The sequence below is a fragment of the Marivita sp. GX14005 genome (assembly GCF_023370775.1).
Taxonomy (GTDB): Bacteria; Pseudomonadota; Alphaproteobacteria; order Rhodobacterales; family Rhodobacteraceae; genus Marivita.
This window is the reverse complement of sequence record NZ_JAMCCQ010000001.1, coordinates 771363-792355: the sequence shown is the minus strand read 5'-3', so window position 1 is coordinate 792355 and position 20993 is coordinate 771363. Positions and strand designations below refer to the sequence as shown.

Here is a 20993-nt window from a genome sequence, read left to right as displayed (position 1 = left end):
GCGGAGAAATGGCAAAAGCAATGAGCGCACAAGATCGTGTAAATCCATCTGCCGACAGCATCGCCGCGTCCGTCCGCGCAGCGCAGACCGAAAGCGGCAAGAAGCTGCCGCCGGTCCATTTGTGGGATCCGCCGTTCTGCGGCGATCTGGACATGCGCATCGCGCGGGACGGGACGTGGTTCTATCTCGGCACGCCCATCGGCCGCGCCGCGCTGGTCAAGCTGTTCGCGTCGGTGCTGCGCAAGGATGGGGACGATTATTTTCTTGTCACCCCGGTTGAGAAAGTCGGCATCACCGTAGACGATGCGCCCTTCGTCGCCACCGATTTCGAAGTCGCGGGTCAGGGCGAAGGCCAGGTTCTGACATTCACCACCAATGTCGGCGACACCGCGATCGCCTGCGCGGACAACCCGATCCGTGTCGAACGCGATCCGGACACAGGCGAGCCTTCACCTTACGTGCTGATCCGCGCCGATCTGGAGGCATTGATCGATCGCAAGAGCTTCTATCGTTTGGTCGAGATTGGCGCGCATCACGACGGATGGTTCGGCGTCTGGTCGGGCGGTACGTTCTTTCCGATCATTCCATCCGGCGAGTTGCTGGATTAAAAGCGCCGCGCCTTCCTTCTTCGTTTCATAAATATCTTGGGGGTTTGGGGGCAAAGCCCCCAAGCGCGACAGGCCGAACCCGCGCTAGTCTCCCAGTTTGGCGTGAACCTCGGCAAGATCGATCTCTCCCACGGGCATCTTGTTGCCGGGGTTTTCGAAATCGTATTTGAACAACTCGAAATCACGTTTGTAGATTTCGTAGACGAGATGCATCGACAGATCGTCGAAATAATCCTCGACCGGGTGGGCGCGTTTCGGGCCATGCCCTTCGCTTTCGTTGAAACGCGGGATTTCTGCCAGATCGATCGGATGTTTCGTTTCCGCCTTTTTCAGAACCTCGGCCATCCCGTCATTGAATTTCTCGGTCCAGAAGATGTGATCGTAGCGCCCGCCATTCACGATGAAGGTGCTGATATGGCCCGACATGGCCGACCAATGAATGTCAGGCTCCATCGGGCGGCGCCAGCGGATGGTATCGCGCGCGAAAAGCAGGAAGCGGCGGAAGCTCTTGATCTGGTCAAATTCCTGCTTGCCGTCAGGGCCGCCGACCTCGATGCCGTATTTCTGGATGAGCAGCGGCACGAGATTGCCGCGATAGCGTTTGCCGTTGCGCTGGATACCGCAGATCTTGTCGAAGAACGAGCTCAGGATGCGGGTATAGGGGTTGCGCACACAGGTGAAGGCATAGGTGTCCTGCGCCTGTATCCGGCTCGTAATCGGGTCCTTGCTGTGATCGAGCGCCCATTTGTGCAGCCCGTTTTGCGCATCGTGGATATCGCCGTCGAAAAAAGCGCCATGGTCGGAGTAAAACATGATCTGGCCGATGGTCGAGCAGGCGCATTTCGGCACCACGCGATAGACCATGCTCTCGCTCTCGGTCATCCAAGTGCCGGGGAATCCCATTTTCTGCCGCCTCCAGACATGTTCCGGGGTCTTGTCGCCCGGTAACGTAAATAAAAAATCAAAGAAATGGAGTTTATTCAATGGATGATGCGTCGTATCACACTGACAGTGAGACAAAAACAAGGGCAGATGACGGGCTGAATGGCAAAAATTGCCTTCATATTGCTATGCCACAAGGATCCTGACGCGATCATCCGGCAGGCGCTCAGCCTGACGGCGGTGGGCGATTACATCGCCATTCATTTCGACGCCCGCGCCAGTGCGGCGGCCTATAAAACGATCCACACCGCGCTGGGCGACAATCCCAATGTCACCTTCGCCAAAAAGCGCGTCAAATGCGGCTGGGGCGAATGGTCTTTGGTGCAGGCGACGCTCTATGCCGTCGAGGCCGCGGTCGCCGCTTTTCCCCATGCCACGCATTTCTACATGCTTTCGGGGGATTGTCAGGCGATCAAGACCGCCGAATACGCGCATGATTTCCTCGACCGTAACGATGTGGATTTCATCGAAAGCTTCGATTTCTTCGCGTCGGACTGGATCAAAACGGGGCTGAAGGAAGAGCGGCTGATCTACCGCCACTTGTTCAACGAACGCAATGCGAAATGGGTCTTCTACAAGAGCCTGGAATTGCAGAAACGGCTCAAGCTGGCGCGGAAGATCCCGCAGGATATCGATATCCAGATCGGCAGCCAGTGGTGGTGCCTGCGCCGCCATACGGTCGAGGCGATCCTCGATTTCGTCCGGGCGCGGCCCGATGTGAAACGGTTCTTCTCGACCACCTGGATTCCGGACGAGACGTTCTTTCAGACCTTGGTGCGCCATCTCGTGCCCGAGGCGGAGATCGAATGCCGGACGCTGACCTTCCTGATGTTCTCCGATTACGGGATGCCGGTCACGTTCTACAACGATCATTTCGATCTGCTGCTCAGCCAGGATTTCCTGTTCGCCCGCAAGATCAGCCCCGAGGCGCTCGATCTGAAGGAACGGCTTGGCTCGCTTTATTCCGCGCGCGGGGTCAATTTCGAGATCTCGAACGAGGGCCGCTCGCTCTACAAGTTCCTGACCGGCAAGGGCCGGATCGGCCGACGGTTCGCCGCGCGGTTCTGGGAGAAGGAAAGCACGCTTGGCCGCGAACGTGAATTGCTGATCGTGGTGTGCAAGAAATGGCACGTCGCCAAGCGGCTCGTCGCGCGGATCAAGCAGCAGACGAACATTCCTTGCATCGAATACCTGTTCAACGAGGAAAACACCGAATTGCCCGATATGGGCGGCATCCAGAGCACGCTTGCCAAGCGGCACCGGCACCGGCGGTCATTGATGCGGATGCTGTTCGATTATTACGAATCGGACCGGATGGTGGTGTGCATGGATCCCGGCAACCTCGATCTGCTGGAGGATTTCTGCCGCGATCGTGCCTCGACGCGGCTTCTGGAGATCAATTGCACCTTCACCGACGATTACCTGATCGGACACGCCATGCGCGTCGGGCTTGCCGGGGAGCGCACGCCGCGCGAGACGCTGGAGCGGCTCTTGCCGACGATCCGCAACGATATCGTGCATGAGAGCGATCATATCCGCGACGCCGAATTCGAGAACCACCAGCGCATCCGGGAGGAGGACAGCCCCGAGGTGAACGCGGTATCGCTGGCGTCTTTCCTGTCGATCCCGCCCGATCAGGCGCTAGAGCTTGCACGAACGGACCACCTTTTTGCCGATTGAGGAGGCACGCCATGAGCTATGAATACGACGATCAGAACATCTTCGCCAAGATCCTGCGCGGCGAGATCCCGAACGACACGGTGATGGAGACCGAGCACACGCTGGCCTTTCGCGATATCAGCGCGCAGGCGCCGGTGCATGTGCTGGTGATCCCCAAGGGGCCGTATGTCTGCTACGACCATTTCGCGCTTGAGGCGAGCGATGCCGAGATCGTCGATTTCACGCGGGTGATCGGCGAGGTTTGCAAGGCCGAAGGTGTGCAGGAGGGTGGCTATCGCGTCATCTCGAACGCCGGGCGGGCGGGCGTGCAGGAAGTGCCGCATCTGCATGTGCATGTGCTTGGCGGGCGCAATCTGGGCCGGATGCTGGCCAAGGGGTGAAGGCCCCTCGAAGGCCCTTCAAAGCGTTTTCGAAAACGCTTTTCGCGCCGATCAGGCCGAGCGCGTGAGGGACAGGAACACGTCCTCCAGATCGGCCTGTTCGGTGCGCACGTCGCGGATGCGCACGCCGTTCTCGCGCAGCATGGCAAGCACATCCTCTGCCGAGGTTTGCCGCGCGCGGTAGGTCAGGGCGAGCGTGCCGTCCTCGCGTTCGGTGGCGCTGATGCCGGGAACCTGCGGCAAGCGGCCTATGGCGGTTTCCGGCTGGATCACCAATGTCTTCGCGTCGAGCTGGCCCAGCAGGTTGCGCGTGCTGTCGCGCGCGGCCACTTCGCCGTGATTGATGATCGCGATCTCGTCGCACATCTGTTCGGCCTCTTCGAGGTAATGCGTTGTCAGGATGATCGTCATGCCGCGCTCGCGGTTCAGCTTGCGCACGTTTTCCCAAAGCATCTGGCGCAGTTCGATATCGACCCCGGCGGTCGGCTCGTCGAGCACCAGAACGCGCGGTGAATGGACCAGCGCCTTGCCCAGCAAGAGCCGCCGCCGCATCCCGCCCGACAGTGTGCGGGCATAGGCTTCGGCCTTGTCGGTCAGGCCGATCATTTCGAGAATTTCGTCCGAGCGCCGTTCGGATTTCGGCACGCCGTAAAGCCCCGCCTGCACTTCCAGCGCGCCGCGCGGCGTGAAGAACGGATCGAGGTTCAATTCCTGGGGCATCACGCCGATGGCCGCGCGGGACTGGCGCGGGTTCACGTCCTGATCCCAGCCCTGGATCGTGACCTTCCCGGCGGTTTTCGTCACCAGCCCGGCAAGGATGTTGATGAGGGTGGATTTGCCCGCGCCATTGGGGCCGAGCAGGCCGAAGACGGATCCGCGCGGCACGGTCAGATCGACCCCTTTGAGGGCTTCCTTGCCGCCCTTGTAGGTTTTGCGCAGACCTTCGATGCGAATGGCGTCCTGTGTCATTGCGATCCCTTGCTCCTGTGCCGCTGTCGTCCTAAACCGCCCATATGGGAAAACCCGAGCGAAGGGAACGCAGCCGATGACAACGCAAGTGCCTGAAACCAAGATCGTCGACAGCTATCGCATCGCCTGCGACGGCGGCGAAGGGGCGCTGGGCCATCCGCGCGTGTGGTTGCAGATCCCGGTCGACACCGGCTGGGTCGAGTGCGGCTATTGCGACGCGAAATATGTGCATCGCGATTTCGAGGGCAAGGTCTGAGCTTCAGCTGATCGGGATGGGCGCCGGGCCGCAGGGCAGCGCCGGGGTGGCATCGTTCTCATCCGTCAGGAATTGCAGCACGTTTTCGCCTGACCAGACGGTGATTTCCCGGTCAAGATTGTCGAAGCCGCTGCCGATCACCGTGCCGGTTTCATTGTCCTGTGTATGGTAGATCACGTTGGCCCGCACACCGTTTTCGCAGGTCAGAACGGCCCGGCCCGGTGTGGTGGGTCCGCCGGCGACCCATTGCCCGGTGCAGGACGTTCCGTCGTCCAGATGGCCGATGACGATGCCCGTGTCCCAGCCGTGCGCCTGCCCGTCGAAATACACGCCTTCCGTGCCCAGACAGGCCAGCGCACGCACGCAGTTTGCCTTGTCGTAGGGGATGTTTTCGCAAGCCGGCAAGGTTGATTTCGGCTCTTTGTTCAGGCCGAAGCCGTCGAAATTGCCTTGTGCGCCGGCTTGAGAGGCGCAAAGCGTCACGGCAATTGCAGCGGGAATACGGATCATCGTGCACCTTTGCGCTTGCACGGATATGTTACCGCGACCGAACGGCCTGACAAGCGCGTGCAGCGCGCCCTGTGCGGGAAACCGCCCATGCTTATTGCTGGAACCCGAGGGCGGACCATGGCACATCTGCGCAGACGCAACAGGGGGCGCGACATGACATTCGGCAAGGGACATCACCTTCATCTGATCGACGGATCGGCCTTCATCTTCCGGGCCTATCACGCGCTGCCGCCGCTGACGCGAAAGTCCGACGGGCTGCCCATCGGGGCGGTTTCGGGTTTCTGCAACATGCTGCAAAAATATGTCGAGGGGAATCACGGCCCCGATGCGCCGACCCATGTCGCGGTGATCTTCGACAAGGGCAGCCACACGTTTCGCAACGAGATGTATGACCAATACAAGGCAAATCGCGACGCCATGCCCGAGGATCTGCGCCCCCAGATCCCTCTGACCCGCCGCGCCACCGAAGCCTTCAATATCGCCTGCGAGGAGATGGAGGGGTTCGAGGCGGACGATATCATCGCCACGCTGGCCTGCCAGGCGCGCGATGCGGGCGGGCGGGTGACGATCATTTCGTCGGATAAGGATCTGATGCAGCTTGTCGGCGATGGGGTCGAGATGCTGGACGCGATGAAGAACCGCCGGATCGACCGCGATGGCGTGTTCGAGAAATTCGGCGTCTGGCCTGACCGGGTGGTCGATGTGCAGGCCCTGGCCGGGGACAGCATCGACAACGTGCCCGGCGCGCCGGGGATCGGGGTAAAGACGGCGGCCCTGCTCATCAATGAATACGGCTCGCTCGAGGCGCTACTCGATCAGGCCGATACCATCAAGCAGCCCAAGCGCCGGCAGACCCTGATCGACAAGCGCGAGCAGATCGAGCTCAGCAAGAAGCTGGTGCTGCTCGACTGCAATACGCCGCTGGATTTCACGCTGGACGATCTGGAGGTGCGCGAGCCCGATCCCGACAAGCTGCTGACCTTTCTGAGCGAGATGGAGTTCCGCACCCTGTCCAAGCGCATTGCCGAGGCGCTGGAGGTAGAGCCTCCGGTGATCCCAGACACCACGCCCGAAGGGGCCAACCCGCCCGAGGCGGATGCGCCCGAGCTTCCGGAGATGGATCCCGAGGGCTATGAATGCGTCCGCGATCTGGACGCGCTGAACGCATGGATCGCTGAGGCGCGCGAGATCGGGCATGTCGCTTTCGACACCGAGACAACCGGGCTGAACGACATGACGGCGGATCTCGTCGGTATCTCGCTTTGCATCACGCCGGGGCGGGCTTGCTACGTGCCTTTGGCGCATAAGGCCGAAGGGGGCGAGGGGCTGTTCGGCTCGGACGCGCTGGCAGACGGGCAGATCGGCATGGAGGCGGCGCTGGCCGCGCTCAAGTCGCTGCTGGAGGATCCGGCGGTGCTCAAGATCGGGCAGAACATGAAATACGACGCCAAGATCATGTCGCGCTACGGCATCGATCTGGCGCCGATCGACGACACGATGCTGATGTCCTATGCGATGAACGCGGGGCTGCATGGGCATGGCATGGACACGCTGGCCGAGCGCTATCTTGGCCACACCTGTATTCCGATCAAGGAACTTCTCGGCTCCGGCAAGAGCCAGATCACGTTCGACCGCGTTCCCATCGACAAGGCAACGCGCTACGCCGCTGAGGATGCGGAGGTGACGCTGCGGCTTTGGCTGACCTTCAAGCCGCAGTTGCACCGCGTGCGGGTCACGCGCGTTTACGAGCGGATGGAGCGGCCGTTGGTTCCGGTTCTCGCGCAGATGGAGCGGAGTGGAATCAAGGTGGATCGCGACACGCTCTCGCGCATGTCCAACGCGTTCAGTCAGAAAATGGCAGGGCTGGAGGACGAGATCTATGCCTTGGCAGGGCGCAAATTCAATGTCGGCTCTCCCAAGCAGCTTGGGGAGATCCTGTTCGACGAGATGAGCCTCGAGGGCGGCAAGCGGGGCAAGACGGGGGCTTATGCCACCGGTGCGGATGTGCTGGAGGATCTGGCGACCGAGCACGAACTGCCGCGCCGGGTATTGGACTGGCGGCAACTGTCCAAGCTGAAATCGACCTATACCGACGCGCTGCAAGACCACATCAATCCCGAAACGGGCCGCGTTCACACCTGCTATTCCATCGCCGGGGCCAATACCGGGCGTCTGGCCTCGACAGATCCCAACCTGCAGAACATCCCGATCCGCAGCGAAGAAGGCCGCCGCATCCGGGAGGCGTTCGTTGCCGAAGAAGGCAAGACGCTGGTGGCGCTTGATTACAGCCAGATCGAGCTGCGCATCCTTGCGCATATCGCCGATATTGCCGCTTTGAAGGAGGCGTTCCGCGAGGGGCAGGACATTCACGCCGCCACCGCGTCGGAGATGTTCGGCGTGCCGATGGAGGAGATGACGCCGGATGTGCGGCGGCAGGCCAAGGCGATCAATTTCGGGGTGATCTACGGTATCAGCGGCTTCGGTCTTGCGCGCAACCTGCGCATCCCGCGTGCCGATGCGCAGGGCTTCATTGACCGCTATTTCGAACGCTTCCCCGGCATCCGCGCCTACATGGATGAGACCACTGCCTTCGCCAAGAAACACAACCGCGTCGAGACGCTGTTCGGGCGGGTGATCCATACGCCGGAGATCGGCGCGAAGGGGCCGCGCGCCGGATTCGCCAAACGCGCGGCGATCAATGCGCCGATTCAGGGCACGGCGGCGGACATCATTCGGCGCGCCATGGTGCGGATGCCGGATGCTATCGCCGGCTTGCCGGCGCGGATGCTTCTGCAGGTGCATGACGAGCTGCTGTTCGAGGTCGACCAAGGCGCGGAGGATGAGTTGATCGCGGTCGCGCGGCAGGTCATGGAAGGCGCAGCGGACCCGGTGGTGAAGCTCGACGTGCCGCTGGTCGCGGATGCCGGGCAGGGGCGCAACTGGGCGGAGGCGCATTAGGCCGAACCGGAACTGAACGGTGCCGCAACCAAATCTGGAGTAGCGCGTTTTTCCCGGGACCGAAATCGGAGGGACGGAACGCGATGACACCGCCAGCCAAGGCCAGCGCGCATCTTCTCATGGCCACGGGGACGACTGCGCTCGCGGGATCTCTGGCGCTGATTCTCGGCAATATCATCGGCGGGATCGTCGTGCCGGGGCATGACTGGGTCGCCGATACCGTCAGCGATCTGGCCGCCGGACCATACGAGATCATCCAGGATTTCGCGCTTTACGGATATGCGGCCGCACTCATGGCCTGCGCCATCGGGGCCGCGCACCATCATACGGATGGTACGAGGTGGAACATCGGGATCCTGTGTCTCGCTCTGCTCGCCGCCATCGTGGTGGTGATCGGCGCGCGCAATGAATATGGCGATAGTGACCGTGACGGCATCGTGATCCACAGTTATCTTGTCTACGCGCTGGGCTTTCTCTTTGCGGTGTTGTTCGTCGTGATGGCGCGCGGCATGGCGCTGATCGGGAATGGCTACGCGAAGGTTACGCGGCTTTGCGCGGTCTTGTGGATACTCGGCGCGCCGGTGTTCTTCATTCTGCCGACGGAATATGACGGGGCCTATGAGCGTGGGCTGGGCGTGATTACGCTGCTTTGGGTGACGACTTTCGCATCCATGATGATTTCCGTGGCGCGCAGGATCGGCTGAGGGAAGCGATGTTTTTCGACCACGATATGCTCGACGCGATTGCCAAGGGGTTGCTGCTCAGCGCCATCGGGCTTTTCTGGATCATCCTTCTGGTGCGGATCGTCGGGCTCCGATCCTTTTCGAAAATGACGAATTTCGACTTCGTGATGACGGTGGCGATGGGTTCGCTTTTGGCCGGCGCGTCGCAATCGAACGCCTGGGTGGAGCTGTTTCAGACAATGGCAGCGATGGCATCGCTCTTTGCGGTTCAATACACGGTCGCGCAGATCCGGCAGCGGTCGGACCGGTTCGACGAGCTGGTGCAGAACACGCCTGTGCTGCTGATGAAGGACGGCGTGATCCTGCACGACATGCTGCGCCGCACGCGCGTGTCGGAGGAAGATCTCATCGCCAAGCTGCGCGAAGCCAACGCGCTCGATCTATCCCAGGTGCGGGCCGTGGTCCTTGAAACGACGGGCAATGTCACCGTGCTGCATGGCGAGCATGTTGATGAAAGGCTTTTTACGGGCTTGGAAGATCCAACGCAGTCTAAACGTTAGGTGCCCGGCGACGGATCGAAAAAGACGCTTGTCTGAATCGGAAAATGATCCGAGCCGAAGCTTTCGAGCCTGCCGAACGAAACAAGATTGACGTTCTCGGTCAAAAACAGCTGGTCAATCGGAAGGCGCAAAAGACGCGATTTCGTATGAAAGCTGGACACCATGCCACGCCCGACGCGGGGTTCGAGGAAATTTCCGTAATGCTTGAACCGCTGCGTTGTCCAGGACCATGCGACATCGTTGAAATCGCCCATGCAGACAGTCGGCCGTTCGGCTGATGCCGTCATCTCGGCAGCCTTCCGAATTTGCCGGTCGCGCACTTTCGTCGTGTTGCCGGGAACGGGTGGGCGCGGGTGCAGGCCGATAAAGTTGAAATAGGTGCCTTCGTTGTCAGCGAGAAGCGCCTTGAGCGCCGGTGTGTCATCACCATGTGGCCAGATGAAATCGCAATCCAGCGCCTTGAGCCGAGTGGCAAAGATCATACCATAATAGTTGTCCGAGACATGCGCCTTGATCGTATCGTAGCGGGCGAGCGTGTCGTGCAACCCATCGGCCCAATCCTGATCGGTTTCCATGAGCAGAACGGCATCGGGATTCTCGCGTTCGATGATATGGGCGAGGTCGTCGTATCTATCGTTGCCCATCTGCACATTCGCGGCCAAGAGCCGGACTTCCGACGTGTCGGGCGGCGCGGTCTTCTTGGCCATCTCCGTTCGCGCAAGTGGTGTGTAGGGAAAGATCAGGACGGCCTGGTAGGCCAATACGCCCGCCATCAATGCCATCAAAACCGGATAGAACGGCACGGCAAAGGCAAAACCCAAGAGCAATACCGCCAACGCAAGCGCTGCAAGGTGGAGGCGCGGGAAATCCCACATGCGGATCCACCAGCGGACGCTGTTTGTCAGCGGCAGGAGCGTGGCGATCAGAACGGCGCCCCCTACAAGCCAGAGAAATGCGGACAGGATGGTCTCCCAGATCATTTTCCAGCGGCCTCGCCGAGATAATCGGCCTTGACGGCATCGCGCTCGCCCATCGGTTTCTCGGCGCCTTGCGTGGTGTCCTCGCGGGTCTGCGCCTCCATCTCGGCATTCACTTCGGCCCCAATCAGGATGACATAGGCCGAGATCCAGAACCACATCAGCAGGACGACAACGCCGGCCAACGCGCCGAAACTTTCGTTGTAAGAACCGAAGTTGGCGACGTAGAACGCGAAGCCGGCCGACGCGATCAGCCAAGCGACACAAGCGAGCACCGCACCGACCGACGCCCACTGCCATTGCGGCTCGTCGCGGGACGGGCCGTAGCGGTAGATCACGGCAAGGCCAAGCATGGTCATTACGAAAAGCAGCCCGATCAGCGCGACGGTTAGAAATCCGCCGAGCGCGCCGCCGATATTGAGAAACTCCAATGCGACGGGCAGGGCGATGGTGGCGACCAACGCCACGACCATTCCCGCGAGAAGGAACAGCGTCAAGGCGATGGTAATGAGCTTGAGCTTGACGAAACCGCGCGTTTCCTCCTCTCCATAGGCGACGTTGACACCCTGGATCAGGCTGCCCATGCCCTTGGATGCCGAATAGACGGCGATGAGGATACCCAGGATGGCGGCAAGGCCCAAACCGCCGGTTTGCGAACCGGCCACCTTCGTTGCTTGATCCATGATGATGGTCAGCGCTTGTTCCGGCATCAGACCGGACAGGCGTTCAAGCATGTTGACCACCTCTGTCGGCTCGACAACGAGCCCGCTGATGGCAAGCAGCGCGGTGATCGCCGGGAAGAGTGCCAGAAGGCCGTAAAACGCGATGCCGGCGGCAATGAGGCCGATACGATCCGTTCCGATATTGTCCTTGACGCGCAAGGCGACGTCCTTCCAGCCGGAACTTGGGATATCGGTGGGAGACTCTGCTGATCGGCCGCGCGCCATGAAAAAACCTCGTTCTGTTTCGCGTCATTCGCGGGACAACGGCATGATGCGAGGCCGGATATCGTTTCGAGCCGCGCATTCGCTGCGCGTTTTCCCTGCAATTTTCAACGCGTTCACCGCCCCCGGGTTCCGATCATCGCGCCGAGCGTGAAATTCTTGACGCACGCGAGGAACATTCGCGAAGAAGGCGTGTTGTTTCATCGAGCCATCCGCAACGGACGGTAGATGGGGCGTAACTTCATGCCCCCGGAAACAGCAACACGGAAAGGACGACAGCCATGAATTGGGATCAAGTCGAAGGTAACTGGAAACAGATGACCGGCAACGTCAAAGCCAAATGGGGTGAGTTGACCGATGATGAGCTTGCCGAAGTGAACGGCGACCGCGAGGCGCTGGAGGGCAAGATTCAGGCCAAATACGGCAAAAGCAAGGAAGAGGCGAGGGAAGAGGTGAACCAGTTCCTTCGCGAGCAATAAAATCATCGCGGCCGCCTTGCACGGAGCGGCCCGACAAAAAGATTGACGGTCTGTTTCCCTCCCCTTCAGACCTGTCAATCGGCCCCATCGCTCACTGGCGCTGTCCCCTCTCGCCGGTCGTGCGATGGGGCTTTTTAAATTTACTCTATATCAATTCGGCCTGTCGGAAGAGCGCCCGGAGATCCTTTTCGGGGCGGGGGCCGATATGGGAAATCACCTCGGTCGCAGCAATGCATCCCATGCGTCCGCACGTTTGCATGTCGCGGCCGGTGGCGAGGCCGTATAGGAAACCGGCCGCGAATTGATCGCCGGCGCCGGTGGCGTCGACGGGCGTGATCCTCGTCACCGGAATATCGGTGCGAACGCCGTTCTGAATGATGCTCACCCCGTCACCGGACCGGGTGCAGATAACGAGTGGGCAGACGGCCGAGACGGCTTCGAGATCCGCTTCGAGATCGTCATTGCGGTAGAGCGACATGATCTCGGCCTCGTTGCCGATGACGAAATCCATTTCTTTCTCGATAAGGTTCAGGAAATCCTCGCGATGCCGTTCCACGCAGAACGGGTCGGAGATGGCGATACCCGTCTTGCCTCCAGCCGCGCGGCAGGTGCGGGCGGTTCGGATAAAGGCGTTCTTGCCCTTGTCCTTGTCGAAAAGATATCCTTCGAGAAAGACCACTTCCGCCTCGGCCGCAACGTCCTCGGAAACGTCATCGGGGCCGAGTTCGGCGGAAATGCCAAGATAGGTGTTCATCGACCGTTCCCCGTCCGGGCTGACGAAGATCATTGAGCGTGAGGTCGGCAATTCGCCTCCCGGCACGGGGGCATTGACGAAATCCGTGCCGTCCTCCTCCATCGCCTGCGCATAGAACCGGCCCAAAGCATCGTCATGCACACGCCCGATGAAACCCGTACGCAAACCAAGATTGCCAAGCCCGGCCAAGGTGTTTGCCACGGAGCCGCCCGGCGTCTGGGTGCGCTCTTCCATCGCGGCATAAAGCGTTTCGCCGCGTTCGCGTTCGACGAGCTGCATGATGCCCTTCTGGATGCCCATGAGGTCAAGGAACGTGTCCTCCGCACGCGCGATCACATCGACGACAGCGTTGCCGATGCCGACAACCTGATATTTCTTGTTCATTGGGTCTTGTCCTCGAATTGGCAAAGATCGCGGATCAGGCAGGCCGGGCATTTCGGCTTGCGTGCAACGCAGGTGTAACGCCCGTGCAGGATCAGCCAGTGATGGGCGTGTTGCTGAAAATCGACCGGAATATGATCCTCGATCGCGCGTTCGACGGCGACCACGTCCTTGCCCGGACAAATCCCGGTGCGGTTGCCGACGCGGTAGATATGCGTGTCGACAGCCTGCGCGGGATAGTGCCACCACATGTTCAGCACGACATTCGCCGTCTTGCGGCCCACCCCCGGCAGGCTCTCCAGCGCGGCGCGGGAATTGGGCACCTCTCCGCCATACTCCTCGACGAGCATCCGGCTCAGCTTGATGACGTTTTTCGCCTTGTTGCGGTATAGGCCGATGGTCTTGATATGCTCGATCACGCCGTCTTCGCCGAGGTCCAGCATCTTCTGCGGCGTATCGGCGATCTCGAAAAGCGCTTTGGTGGCCTTGTTCACCCCCGCATCGGTCGCCTGCGCCGACAGCGCGACGGCGACGACGAGCGTATAGGCGTTTACGTGATCGAGCTCGCCCTTGGGTTCGGGATCGGCCTCCTGAAAGCGCGTGAAAATCTCGCGAATGGTATGATAGTCGAGTTGCCTGGCCATACACGCGATATGCCGCTTGCACGCACGAGGAGCAAGCAAAGACCTTGACGCAGGTTTCGGGTCGCTTCGGTCCGAAGGGATCGGGTATGTATGAGGCCATTCAAGAGGCACGACAAATGCAGATCGAAACCGAGATCGACCAAGGCTATCATTTCAATGTCATGCGCCGCGCGCTCGATGTGATCGATGCGCATGAGGCAGCCCTATCGCTCGATGAGCTTGCCGCGCGAATGAATATGAGCCCCGCGCATTTCCAACGTGTGTTTTCCCGCTGGGTCGGTGTCAGTCCGAAACGGTATCAGCAATATCTGACACTCGGCCATGCGAAGACGCTTTTGCAAAACCGTTTCACGATTTTGCAAACCGCTCATGCGACGGGCCTTTCAGGCAGCGGGCGTTTGCATGATCTGTTCCTGAGATGGGAGGCGATGAGCCCCGGCGAGTTTGCACGCAAGGGCGACGGGCTGACGATTTTCTGGGGCCGGTTCGACAGCCCCTTCGGCCCGGCGCTCGTCATGGGAACCGAAAGAGGGCTTTGCGGCATCGGGCTTTTTGCCGAAACGGGCGAGCGTCACGCCTGGCATGATCTGACATCGCGCTGGCCGAAGGCGCGTTACGTCGAGGCACCGGAACGGCTTCGCGGCTGGGTCTTGCCGGCCTTCGGTGCAGCCGAGCCGACGGAGCCGACGCCGCTTTACCTCATCGGCGCGCCGTTCCAGATCAAGGTCTGGGAGGCGCTGATGCGAGTGCCGTCCGGGCATGTCACCAGCTACTCGGAGATCGCGGCGTCTATCGGCCATCCGCGTGCGGTGCGTGCGGTTGGCACGGCGGTCGGGCGCAACCCGATCAGCTTTCTGATCCCGTGCCACCGTGCGCTGCGGAAATCCGGGGGGCTTGGCGGGTATCACTGGGGTCTTCCGGTCAAACGCGGCATCCTCGCCTGGGAGGCGGCGCGGGCGGATGCGGAGGGCTGATGTTACAGGGCTGGGCGGAAAGATGCCGATTTTTCCCGGATAATTGTTTCGAAGCCGCGCCTTGCCAGATATGGTCCGCTCGTCCCCGACTGCACGGGGCTTCTATCAAGAGGCACAAAACATGATGCAAATTCGAGCCAAATCGACCCTGCTTCTCAGCAGCGCGGCGCTGATCGCGCTCACCGCATGCACCGATCCGAACGATCCGCGTCGTCAGACGAAATCGGGCGCCTTGATCGGCGCCGGTGCGGGCGCCACGATCGGCGCATTGATGGGGAACGACCCCGAGGAACGCCGCCGCAACGCCGCCCTTGGCGCCGTGATCGGTGGCGGTAGCGGTGCGTTGATCGGCAACCAGCTCGACAAGCAGGAAGCGGATCTGCGCGCGCAGATCGGCAATGACAACGTCACCATCCGCAATACCGGCGACCGCCTGATCGTGACCATGCCGCAGGATATTCTGTTCGCGACGGACAGCGCATCGCTGCGCCCCGATCTTCAGCGCGATCTGCGCACGGTCGGTCAGAACCTGCTGGCCTATCCGAACACAACGGTTCAGGTTCTCGGCCATACGGACAATACCGGCGAGGCCAGCTATAACCAGGGCCTGTCGCAGCGCCGCGCGCAATCGGTTGCCAGCATTCTGATGAGCGAGGGCGTGTCGTCCTCCCGCATCCGCGCCATCGGCCGCGGTGAGGATCAGCCCGTCGCAAGCAACCTGACGCCCGAGGGGCGCGCGCAGAACCGCCGCGTCGAGATCGTGATCCTTCCAAGCGCCTGACGCCCGGATCACAGGGAAAATGACAGCCCGCGCCGAGAGGCGCGGGTTTTTCAATGCGGGACGGGCTTGCCGAACGGAAGGCGAAACTCAAGTAGTGCGACGATGATCCAATAGAGGTTTGCGAATGAGTGATTTCAAACTGCTCGGCCTGTGCGGCTCCCTGCGCAAGGCATCCACCAATCGTCTGCTCCTGCGGGAAGCGGCCCGTCGTTTCGGAGAGGCCGAGTTCACCGAAGCCGATCTGCGCCTTCCGCTATATGACGGCGATCTCGAAGAGGTGTCGGGCATTCCGCCGGAGGTTCAGCGCCTCGCAGATCAGATCGCCGCAGCCGATGCGGTGATCGTGGCGACGCCGGAATACAACAAGGGCATTTCCGGCGTGCTGAAAAATGCGCTCGATTGGGTCAGCCGCACGGAGGGCGCACCATGGGCCAACAAGCCAGTTGCGGTGATGTCGGCAACCGCCGGGCGTGCGGGCGGCGAGAGGGCGCAGAACATGGTGCGCCTGTGCTTGCTGCCGTTCAGGCCGCTGATGGTGCCTGGGCCGGAGGTGCTTGTCGCGGCGACGGCGAAGCAATGGGACGGAAATGGCGGCCTGACGAACGAGATCAACGCCAAGGCACTCGACGGGCTGATGGCCGCGTTGCGGCGTGCGGTGGAGGTTAGCCGCGCAGGGTGATCAGCAGCCGGTGCCTTTGGCCACCACGCTAAGCGTTTTCCACATGATGGACAGGTCTGCCAGCAACGTCACCTTGCCGAGATATTCGGCATCATATTGCGCCCGTTCGGCAAAGCTGCTCTCGTTGCGGACCGAGATTTGCCAGAGGCCGGTCACACCGGGGCGCAGCGCGTAATAGGCGGAGCCGGGATAGATCGCCCGCTGCTCGACCATCATCGGGCGCGGACCGACAAGGGACATATCGCCTTTCAGCACATTCCAGAGCTGCGGCAGTTCATCGATGGATGTCTTGCGCAGAAACTGGCCAATCCGCGTGATGCGCGGATCGTTGCGCAGCTTCTGCGTGCGGTCCCATTCGGCCCGCGCTTCGGGATCTGCGGCCAGGTGCTTGCGGAGCGCGTCATCCGCATCAGGAACCATGCTGCGCAGTTTCCACATCCTGAACGATGTGCCGAACCGTCCGACCCGCCGCTGCGTGTAGAAGGGCGAGCCGCCGTCAAGGGCCACCAGCGCGGCGCATATCATGAGAACAACAAGAACCGGGATGGCGGCGCAGAGCACAAGCGCGATGTCCATCAGACGCTTGACGTGATCGCGATAGACGCATTTCGGTTCCGAACGGGCGAAGGCGGTGTGAACGAGCGCCTCTAGATTGGCGCCCGGCAGTGGCTGGCGAAACTGTAGCGTCATAGTCACCTCTCTGGCCATGTCGCGCAGCGCGCCGCTTGTCTTTCGAGCGCAAGAAACCTTGGCGTGCCCGAATTGTTTCAGGCGCGCGACCGTTGGACTGCTGTCCGATGGTTCGACTGTTTCAAGCTGGTTCGGCAGACTTCAGCAGACGATCGTTACGCAACTCCCAACAGTGTGCACCAACCCCCAAGTGCGTATTGCAAAAAACGGCAGGATTGTGGCCTGCGCTTTCTCTTGAGTATATGGCGGGGCGCCTCAATTAGGTCAACTTTGCGGCGCCGGCTGTAACTTTAGGGGTATTTCGGACCGGCGAAAGCTACCGAAGGTTGCGCTCGCAGAGCCAGCCAAGGCTTAGGGCGGCCATTTCCGAAACGTGCGCAATCCTTCGCCGATGCCGTAGGCCGGCGCGATCGATTGGATAGAAACTGTGATATCTCGAGGCCGTCAAATTAGCGGTTTGTTTGCCGCCTCAGGTGTTATCGCTTAACATTCATCGAATTGTTCGCATTATTCAACGCCAGATCGCACCATTTCAGCCCGTATCCGGTTATTGTGTCGGAATTGTTGACAGTTCTTCATAATCAAAGTGGACCTATGTTGTTCGGGAACTGTCGACATAATCGGAGCGCCGGAGGCGTCCCGCGAGCCTCGGACCCACGTCGCGGGGATAAAAGGCCGGTCATTTTAGCCGGATCACAAATTGTAACATATTGAAACAATAATGGCGGAAATTGGACCATGCCAACCACGGGTTTGCCGTAATCTCGCCCGAATCAAACTTCGAATTTGAGAATCGGGCCCAAGTAAGGCGATCTTGGACAGGTTGCGCCACATTCGGGGACGGTCTATCTGCAGGGGGTCTTATTCCGAGGTTTTCTCATGTCCCATTCGGTCTACGCGCGCGACCTTCCCGACGATCTCGATCTCGGCTCCGAGGTGGCGATCGATTGCGAAACGATGGGGCTGCGTCCGCATCGTGACCGGCTTTGCGTGGTGCAGCTTTCTGGCGGCGACGGCAGGGCGCATCTGGTGCAGATCGAGAAGGGCCAGCAAAGCGCGCCGAACCTCGAACGGATGCTTGCGGATCCGAACGTGTTGAAGCTGTTTCATTTCGGCCGGTTCGATATCGCGGCGCTTTATCACAGCTTCGGCGTGCTGACCGCGCCGGTCTACTGTACCAAGATCGCCAGCCGATTGGTGCGGACCTATACGGATCGGCACGGGCTCAAGGCGCTGTTGCAGGAGTTGCTGAACATCGACATTTCCAAGCAGCAACAATCGAGCGATTGGGGTGCGCAAACGCTGAGCCAGGCGCAGATAGATTATGCGGCCTCGGACGTGCTTTACCTGCATAAGCTGCGCGATGCGTTGCAGGACATGCTGGTGCGCGAAGATCGCGCGGAGCTTGCGCAGACTTGTTTCGATTTCCTGCCTACACGTGCGAAACTCGATCTCATGGGATGGCCGGATACCGATATATTCGCCCACTCCTGAAAAGGACGGGACCATGTATTCGCGCTTCATCGCCTGGCTGAAAATCCTTCTGCCGCTGGGCGCGCTGGTTCTTTTGTCCACCGTGTTCCTTTATTCGCGCGGCCCCGATCCGGTGACGACCGTTCCGCTCCTGTCGGATGGAACCGATCCGACCGACCGCGAACAGGTGGGCCGGCCCTTCTATGCAGGAACGACGGAAGCGGGCCACGCGCTGACACTTGCCGCGCGACGGGCGCGGGGCGGCAATGGCGAGGAGGGGGTGATCGCCGATGATTTGCGTGCGGTGGTCAAGATCGGGGACGGCAACCGGATCGTTCTGGATGCCGCCAGCGGGCAGCTCGAGGGCGAAGAGGCGGTCAATTTGAGCGGCGGCGTGACGCTTGAGAGCAGTTCCGGCTACACGGTGCGGACCGAGGTGTTGAACGCCGCGCTTGACCGGATCGAGATCGAGAGCGGCGCGCCAGTCGATGCCGATGGGCCGGGGCTGACGCTGTCGGCGGGAAAGCTCCGTGTGCAGCCGGCGGGCGAGACGGACGAGATCGAGTTGCTGTTCACGGATGGCGTAAAGCTGGTATATGTGCCGCAGGAAGCAGAGGCAGAATGATGTTCCGTGTCTTGAGTGTAGTTTGGATGTTCGGCCTCGGAAGTGCCGCAGCAGCGCAAGGCACCGAGGTCGCGTTCGGCACCGTGCAGCAGGATACGTCCTTGCCTGTCGAGGTGAGCGCCGAGTCCCTGTCCGTTTCGCAGAACGACGGCTCTGCGCTTTTCACGGGCAACGTGGTGATCGGCCAGGGTGAGATGCGGCTATCGGCGCCGCGGGTTCTCGTCTTCTACACCGAGGGGCAGACAGGCGTGGAGCGGCTGGAGGCAACCGGCGGTGTCACTTTGGTCAATGGCGACCAGGCCGCCGAGGCGGAGCGGGCCGATTATCACGTCAATCGCGGCACGATCGAGATGCGCGGCAGCGTCTTGCTCACGCAGGGAGCCAATACCCTCGTCTCCGACGAGATGGATGTCGATCTCGAGGCGGGAACGGCGCAGATGACCGGCCGTGTGCGCACCGTCTTTCAGGGAGAGGAGTGATGCCGGAGCTTGTTGTCACCGAGGGCGATAGCGGGCTTGTCGTGCGGCAATTGCGCAAGAGCTACAAGAAACGCGTGGTGATCCGCGACGTGACGCTCGAAGTGCAGCGCGGCGAAGTTGTGGCCCTGCTCGGCCCGAACGGGAGCGGCAAGACGACATCGTTCTACGCTATCGCGGGGCTGGTGAACCCCGAAGGCGGGCAGGTTCTGATTGACGGAGAGGATGTTACCTACCTGCCGATGTATCGCCGCGCGCGGCTCGGGATCGGGTATCTTCCGCAGGAGATGTCGATCTTTCGCGGGCTAAGCGTGGAGGACAATATCGCCGCGATCCTTGATATCAGTCAGCCCGACAGACTGCGCCGGCGCGAGAGGTTGGAGGAGCTGCTCGGCGAGTTTTCCATCGAACATTTGCGCCGCGCCCCGGCTCTTGCGCTTTCGGGGGGCGAGCGGCGGCGGGTGGAGATCGCGCGCTGCCTGGCCTCGGATCCGAAATACCTTTTGCTCGACGAGCCTTTCGCTGGGGTCGATCCGATCAGCGTCGGCGATATCCGGCATCTGGTTGCCGATCTGAAGACGCGTGGGATCGGGGTTCTCATCACCGATCACAACGTCCGCGAAACGCTGGAAATCGTGGATCGCGCCTATATCCTGCATGATGGAAAGGTTCTCATGTCGGGATCGCCCGACGAGGTGGTGCGCAACGAGAATGTGCGCCGCGTTTACCTTGGTGACAGTTTCCGTATCGGCTGAATCGCTCCCGATACCGGTTTCAGCCGATTGACAGTTGCCTCCTTCGGGATTGAAATGGGGCATGGCGTTTGGAGACTCAGATGGTCACGTCACAGATGTTCCGCAATTGCGGCCGAGCGACCGAATCCCCTGCCCAAGGCGCCAAATCCCCTTTGCCCCTGTAGACCGTGCCGATACCATCGGCGCGGCCATCGTGCAGAGATGAGACAATAACAAAGGAAATCCCATGCGTTACCAGATCACCGGCAAACAGATCGATATCGGCGAAGCGCTTCAGACCCATGTAAAGACCGAGTTGGAAGCCATGCTCGGCAAATATGCCGGGCGGCCGACGGATGCCACCGTCGTCTTTTCCAAGAGCGCGCATGAATTCGTCTGCGAGACGGTGGTTCATCTCTCCACAGGCCTGAACGCGACCGCGAAGGCTCATGCCGTTGAAATCTATGCCGCTTTCGATGGGTGCTGCGAGAAGATGGACAAGCAGTTGCGGCGCTACAAGCGCCGGCTGAAAGACCATCACAAGGATCGCACCGAACCGGTTGAACTCATGGGCGCGTCCGCTTATATCCTCGCGAGCGAAATCGATACGCAGGAAGATGAGCCCGATACGCTTCAACCGATCATCGTCGCGGAGATGGAGACACAGATTCCATCGCTGACAGTCGGTGAAGCGGTGATGCAGATGGAACTGGCAGGACTTCCCGTCCTCGTGTTCCGCAATGACAAGAAGGACGGGGTGAACGTCGTATATCGCCGGGATGATGGCAACATCGGCTGGATCGATCCGTAAACGAGTTGCGGCGACGTTGGTCCAT

At 60.8% G+C, this 20993-nt stretch carries 24 protein-coding genes; 16 read left to right on the top strand and 8 right to left on the bottom strand.

Features of this window, described 5'->3' with window-relative positions; genetic code table 11:
• Positions 1–20 precede the first annotated feature (20 nt).
• Positions 21–608, top strand: a complete 588-nt coding sequence (locus M3465_RS04070) for a DUF1285 domain-containing protein (protein WP_249500418.1) — start codon at positions 21–23, stop codon at positions 606–608.
• 84 nt (positions 609–692) lie between these two features.
• Here the strand turns inward: M3465_RS04070 and M3465_RS04065 are convergent, their stop codons facing one another.
• Complete coding sequence (locus M3465_RS04065; protein WP_249500417.1) at positions 693–1511, bottom strand: sulfotransferase family protein; 819 nt, start codon at positions 1509–1511, stop codon at positions 693–695.
• Between the two features lie 141 nt (positions 1512–1652).
• On the opposite strand from M3465_RS04065, the gene M3465_RS04060 reads away from it, so the two are divergent.
• Both M3465_RS04060 and M3465_RS04055 read left to right on the top strand, forming a co-directional pair.
• Positions 1653–3230, top strand: a complete 1578-nt coding sequence (locus M3465_RS04060) for a DUF5928 domain-containing protein (RefSeq protein WP_249500416.1) — start codon at positions 1653–1655, stop codon at positions 3228–3230.
• Between the two features lie 11 nt (positions 3231–3241).
• The gene (locus M3465_RS04055) at positions 3242–3610 is read left to right on the top strand and encodes a histidine triad nucleotide-binding protein (protein ID WP_249500415.1); all 369 of its coding nucleotides are present in this window, start codon (positions 3242–3244) and stop codon (positions 3608–3610) included.
• Positions 3611–3661: 51 nt separating this feature from the next.
• Here the strand turns inward: M3465_RS04055 and M3465_RS04050 are convergent, their stop codons facing one another.
• A complete protein-coding gene (locus M3465_RS04050) occupies positions 3662–4579 on the bottom strand; it encodes an ABC transporter ATP-binding protein (RefSeq protein ID WP_249500414.1) in 918 nt (305 codons plus the stop codon).
• A gap of 76 nt (positions 4580–4655) precedes the next feature.
• Between M3465_RS04050 and M3465_RS04045 the strand changes: the two genes are divergently transcribed.
• Complete coding sequence (locus tag M3465_RS04045) at positions 4656–4835, top strand: zinc-finger domain-containing protein (protein ID WP_249500413.1); 180 nt, start codon at positions 4656–4658, stop codon at positions 4833–4835.
• Between the two features lie 3 nt (positions 4836–4838).
• Here the strand turns inward: M3465_RS04045 and M3465_RS04040 are convergent, their stop codons facing one another.
• Complete coding sequence (locus tag M3465_RS04040) at positions 4839–5345, bottom strand: hypothetical protein (RefSeq protein WP_249500412.1); 507 nt, start codon at positions 5343–5345, stop codon at positions 4839–4841.
• Positions 5346–5498: 153 nt separating this feature from the next.
• On the opposite strand from M3465_RS04040, the gene polA reads away from it, so the two are divergent.
• From polA to M3465_RS04025, 3 genes are all read left to right on the top strand, one after another.
• The gene (gene polA / locus M3465_RS04035) at positions 5499–8303 is read left to right on the top strand and encodes a DNA polymerase I (RefSeq protein WP_249500411.1); all 2805 of its coding nucleotides are present in this window, start codon (positions 5499–5501) and stop codon (positions 8301–8303) included.
• Between the two features lie 83 nt (positions 8304–8386).
• Positions 8387–9007 carry a DUF998 domain-containing protein gene (locus M3465_RS04030; protein ID WP_249500410.1) on the top strand — a complete coding sequence of 207 codons (621 nt, stop codon included), beginning with the start codon at positions 8387–8389 and terminating at the stop codon, positions 9005–9007.
• Between the two features lie 8 nt (positions 9008–9015).
• On the top strand, positions 9016–9546 hold the full coding sequence (locus M3465_RS04025) for a DUF421 domain-containing protein (protein ID WP_249500409.1): 531 nt from the start codon (positions 9016–9018) through the stop codon (positions 9544–9546).
• On the opposite strand, the gene M3465_RS04020 is transcribed toward M3465_RS04025, so the two are convergent.
• Complete coding sequence (locus tag M3465_RS04020) at positions 9543–10526, bottom strand: endonuclease/exonuclease/phosphatase family protein (protein ID WP_249500408.1); 984 nt, start codon at positions 10524–10526, stop codon at positions 9543–9545. The genes M3465_RS04025 and M3465_RS04020 overlap by 4 nt on opposite strands.
• Positions 10523–11470 (bottom strand): YihY/virulence factor BrkB family protein, encoded by a 948-nt coding sequence (locus tag M3465_RS04015; RefSeq protein ID WP_249500407.1) that lies wholly within the window; start codon positions 11468–11470, stop codon positions 10523–10525. Before M3465_RS04015 ends, M3465_RS04020 begins: the two co-directional genes overlap by 4 nt.
• A gap of 278 nt (positions 11471–11748) precedes the next feature.
• On the opposite strand from M3465_RS04015, the gene M3465_RS04010 reads away from it, so the two are divergent.
• On the top strand, positions 11749–11946 hold the full coding sequence (locus M3465_RS04010; RefSeq protein WP_249500406.1) for a CsbD family protein: 198 nt from the start codon (positions 11749–11751) through the stop codon (positions 11944–11946).
• 145 nt (positions 11947–12091) lie between these two features.
• On the opposite strand, the gene M3465_RS04005 is transcribed toward M3465_RS04010, so the two are convergent.
• On the bottom strand, positions 12092–13084 hold the full coding sequence (locus M3465_RS04005; protein ID WP_249500405.1) for an adenosine kinase: 993 nt from the start codon (positions 13082–13084) through the stop codon (positions 12092–12094).
• Complete coding sequence (gene nth / locus M3465_RS04000) at positions 13081–13725, bottom strand: endonuclease III (RefSeq protein ID WP_249500404.1); 645 nt, start codon at positions 13723–13725, stop codon at positions 13081–13083. Before nth ends, M3465_RS04005 begins: the two co-directional genes overlap by 4 nt.
• Positions 13726–13811: 86 nt before the next feature.
• Between nth and M3465_RS03995 the strand changes: the two genes are divergently transcribed.
• The 3 genes from M3465_RS03995 (at position 13812) to M3465_RS03985 (ending at position 16159) form a co-directional block, all read left to right on the top strand.
• Positions 13812–14699 (top strand): bifunctional helix-turn-helix domain-containing protein/methylated-DNA--[protein]-cysteine S-methyltransferase, encoded by an 888-nt coding sequence (locus M3465_RS03995; protein WP_502846096.1) that lies wholly within the window; start codon positions 13812–13814, stop codon positions 14697–14699.
• Between the two features lie 121 nt (positions 14700–14820).
• On the top strand, positions 14821–15480 hold the full coding sequence (locus M3465_RS03990) for a YiaD family glycine zipper/OmpA-like lipoprotein (RefSeq protein WP_249500403.1): 660 nt from the start codon (positions 14821–14823) through the stop codon (positions 15478–15480).
• A gap of 124 nt (positions 15481–15604) precedes the next feature.
• Positions 15605–16159 (top strand): NADPH-dependent FMN reductase, encoded by a 555-nt coding sequence (locus M3465_RS03985; protein WP_249500402.1) that lies wholly within the window; start codon positions 15605–15607, stop codon positions 16157–16159.
• Here the strand turns inward: M3465_RS03985 and M3465_RS03980 are convergent, their stop codons facing one another.
• Positions 16160–16849: a sugar transferase gene (locus tag M3465_RS03980; RefSeq protein WP_249500401.1), complete on the bottom strand. Its 690-nt coding sequence runs from the start codon at positions 16847–16849 to the stop codon at positions 16160–16162.
• Positions 16850–17728: 879 nt separating this feature from the next.
• Between M3465_RS03980 and M3465_RS03975 the strand changes: the two genes are divergently transcribed.
• The 5 genes from M3465_RS03975 to hpf all read left to right on the top strand — a co-directional run bounded on the left by M3465_RS03975 (position 17729) and on the right by hpf (position 20968).
• On the top strand, positions 17729–18343 hold the full coding sequence (locus M3465_RS03975) for a ribonuclease D (RefSeq protein ID WP_249500400.1): 615 nt from the start codon (positions 17729–17731) through the stop codon (positions 18341–18343).
• Between the two features lie 13 nt (positions 18344–18356).
• On the top strand, positions 18357–18947 hold the full coding sequence (locus M3465_RS03970; protein ID WP_249500399.1) for a hypothetical protein: 591 nt from the start codon (positions 18357–18359) through the stop codon (positions 18945–18947).
• Positions 18947–19426, top strand: coding sequence for a lipopolysaccharide transport periplasmic protein LptA (gene lptA, locus M3465_RS03965; protein WP_249500860.1), 480 nt, complete (start codon positions 18947–18949; stop codon positions 19424–19426). Before M3465_RS03970 ends, lptA begins: the two co-directional genes overlap by 1 nt.
• A complete protein-coding gene (gene lptB, locus M3465_RS03960; RefSeq protein WP_249500398.1) occupies positions 19426–20178 on the top strand; it encodes an LPS export ABC transporter ATP-binding protein in 753 nt (250 codons plus the stop codon). The genes lptA and lptB overlap by 1 nt, the downstream gene beginning before the upstream one ends.
• A 226-nt stretch (positions 20179–20404) precedes the next feature.
• Positions 20405–20968: a ribosome hibernation-promoting factor, HPF/YfiA family gene (hpf, locus tag M3465_RS03955; RefSeq protein WP_249500397.1), complete on the top strand. Its 564-nt coding sequence runs from the start codon at positions 20405–20407 to the stop codon at positions 20966–20968.
• The last annotated feature ends 25 nt before the right edge of the window (positions 20969–20993 follow it).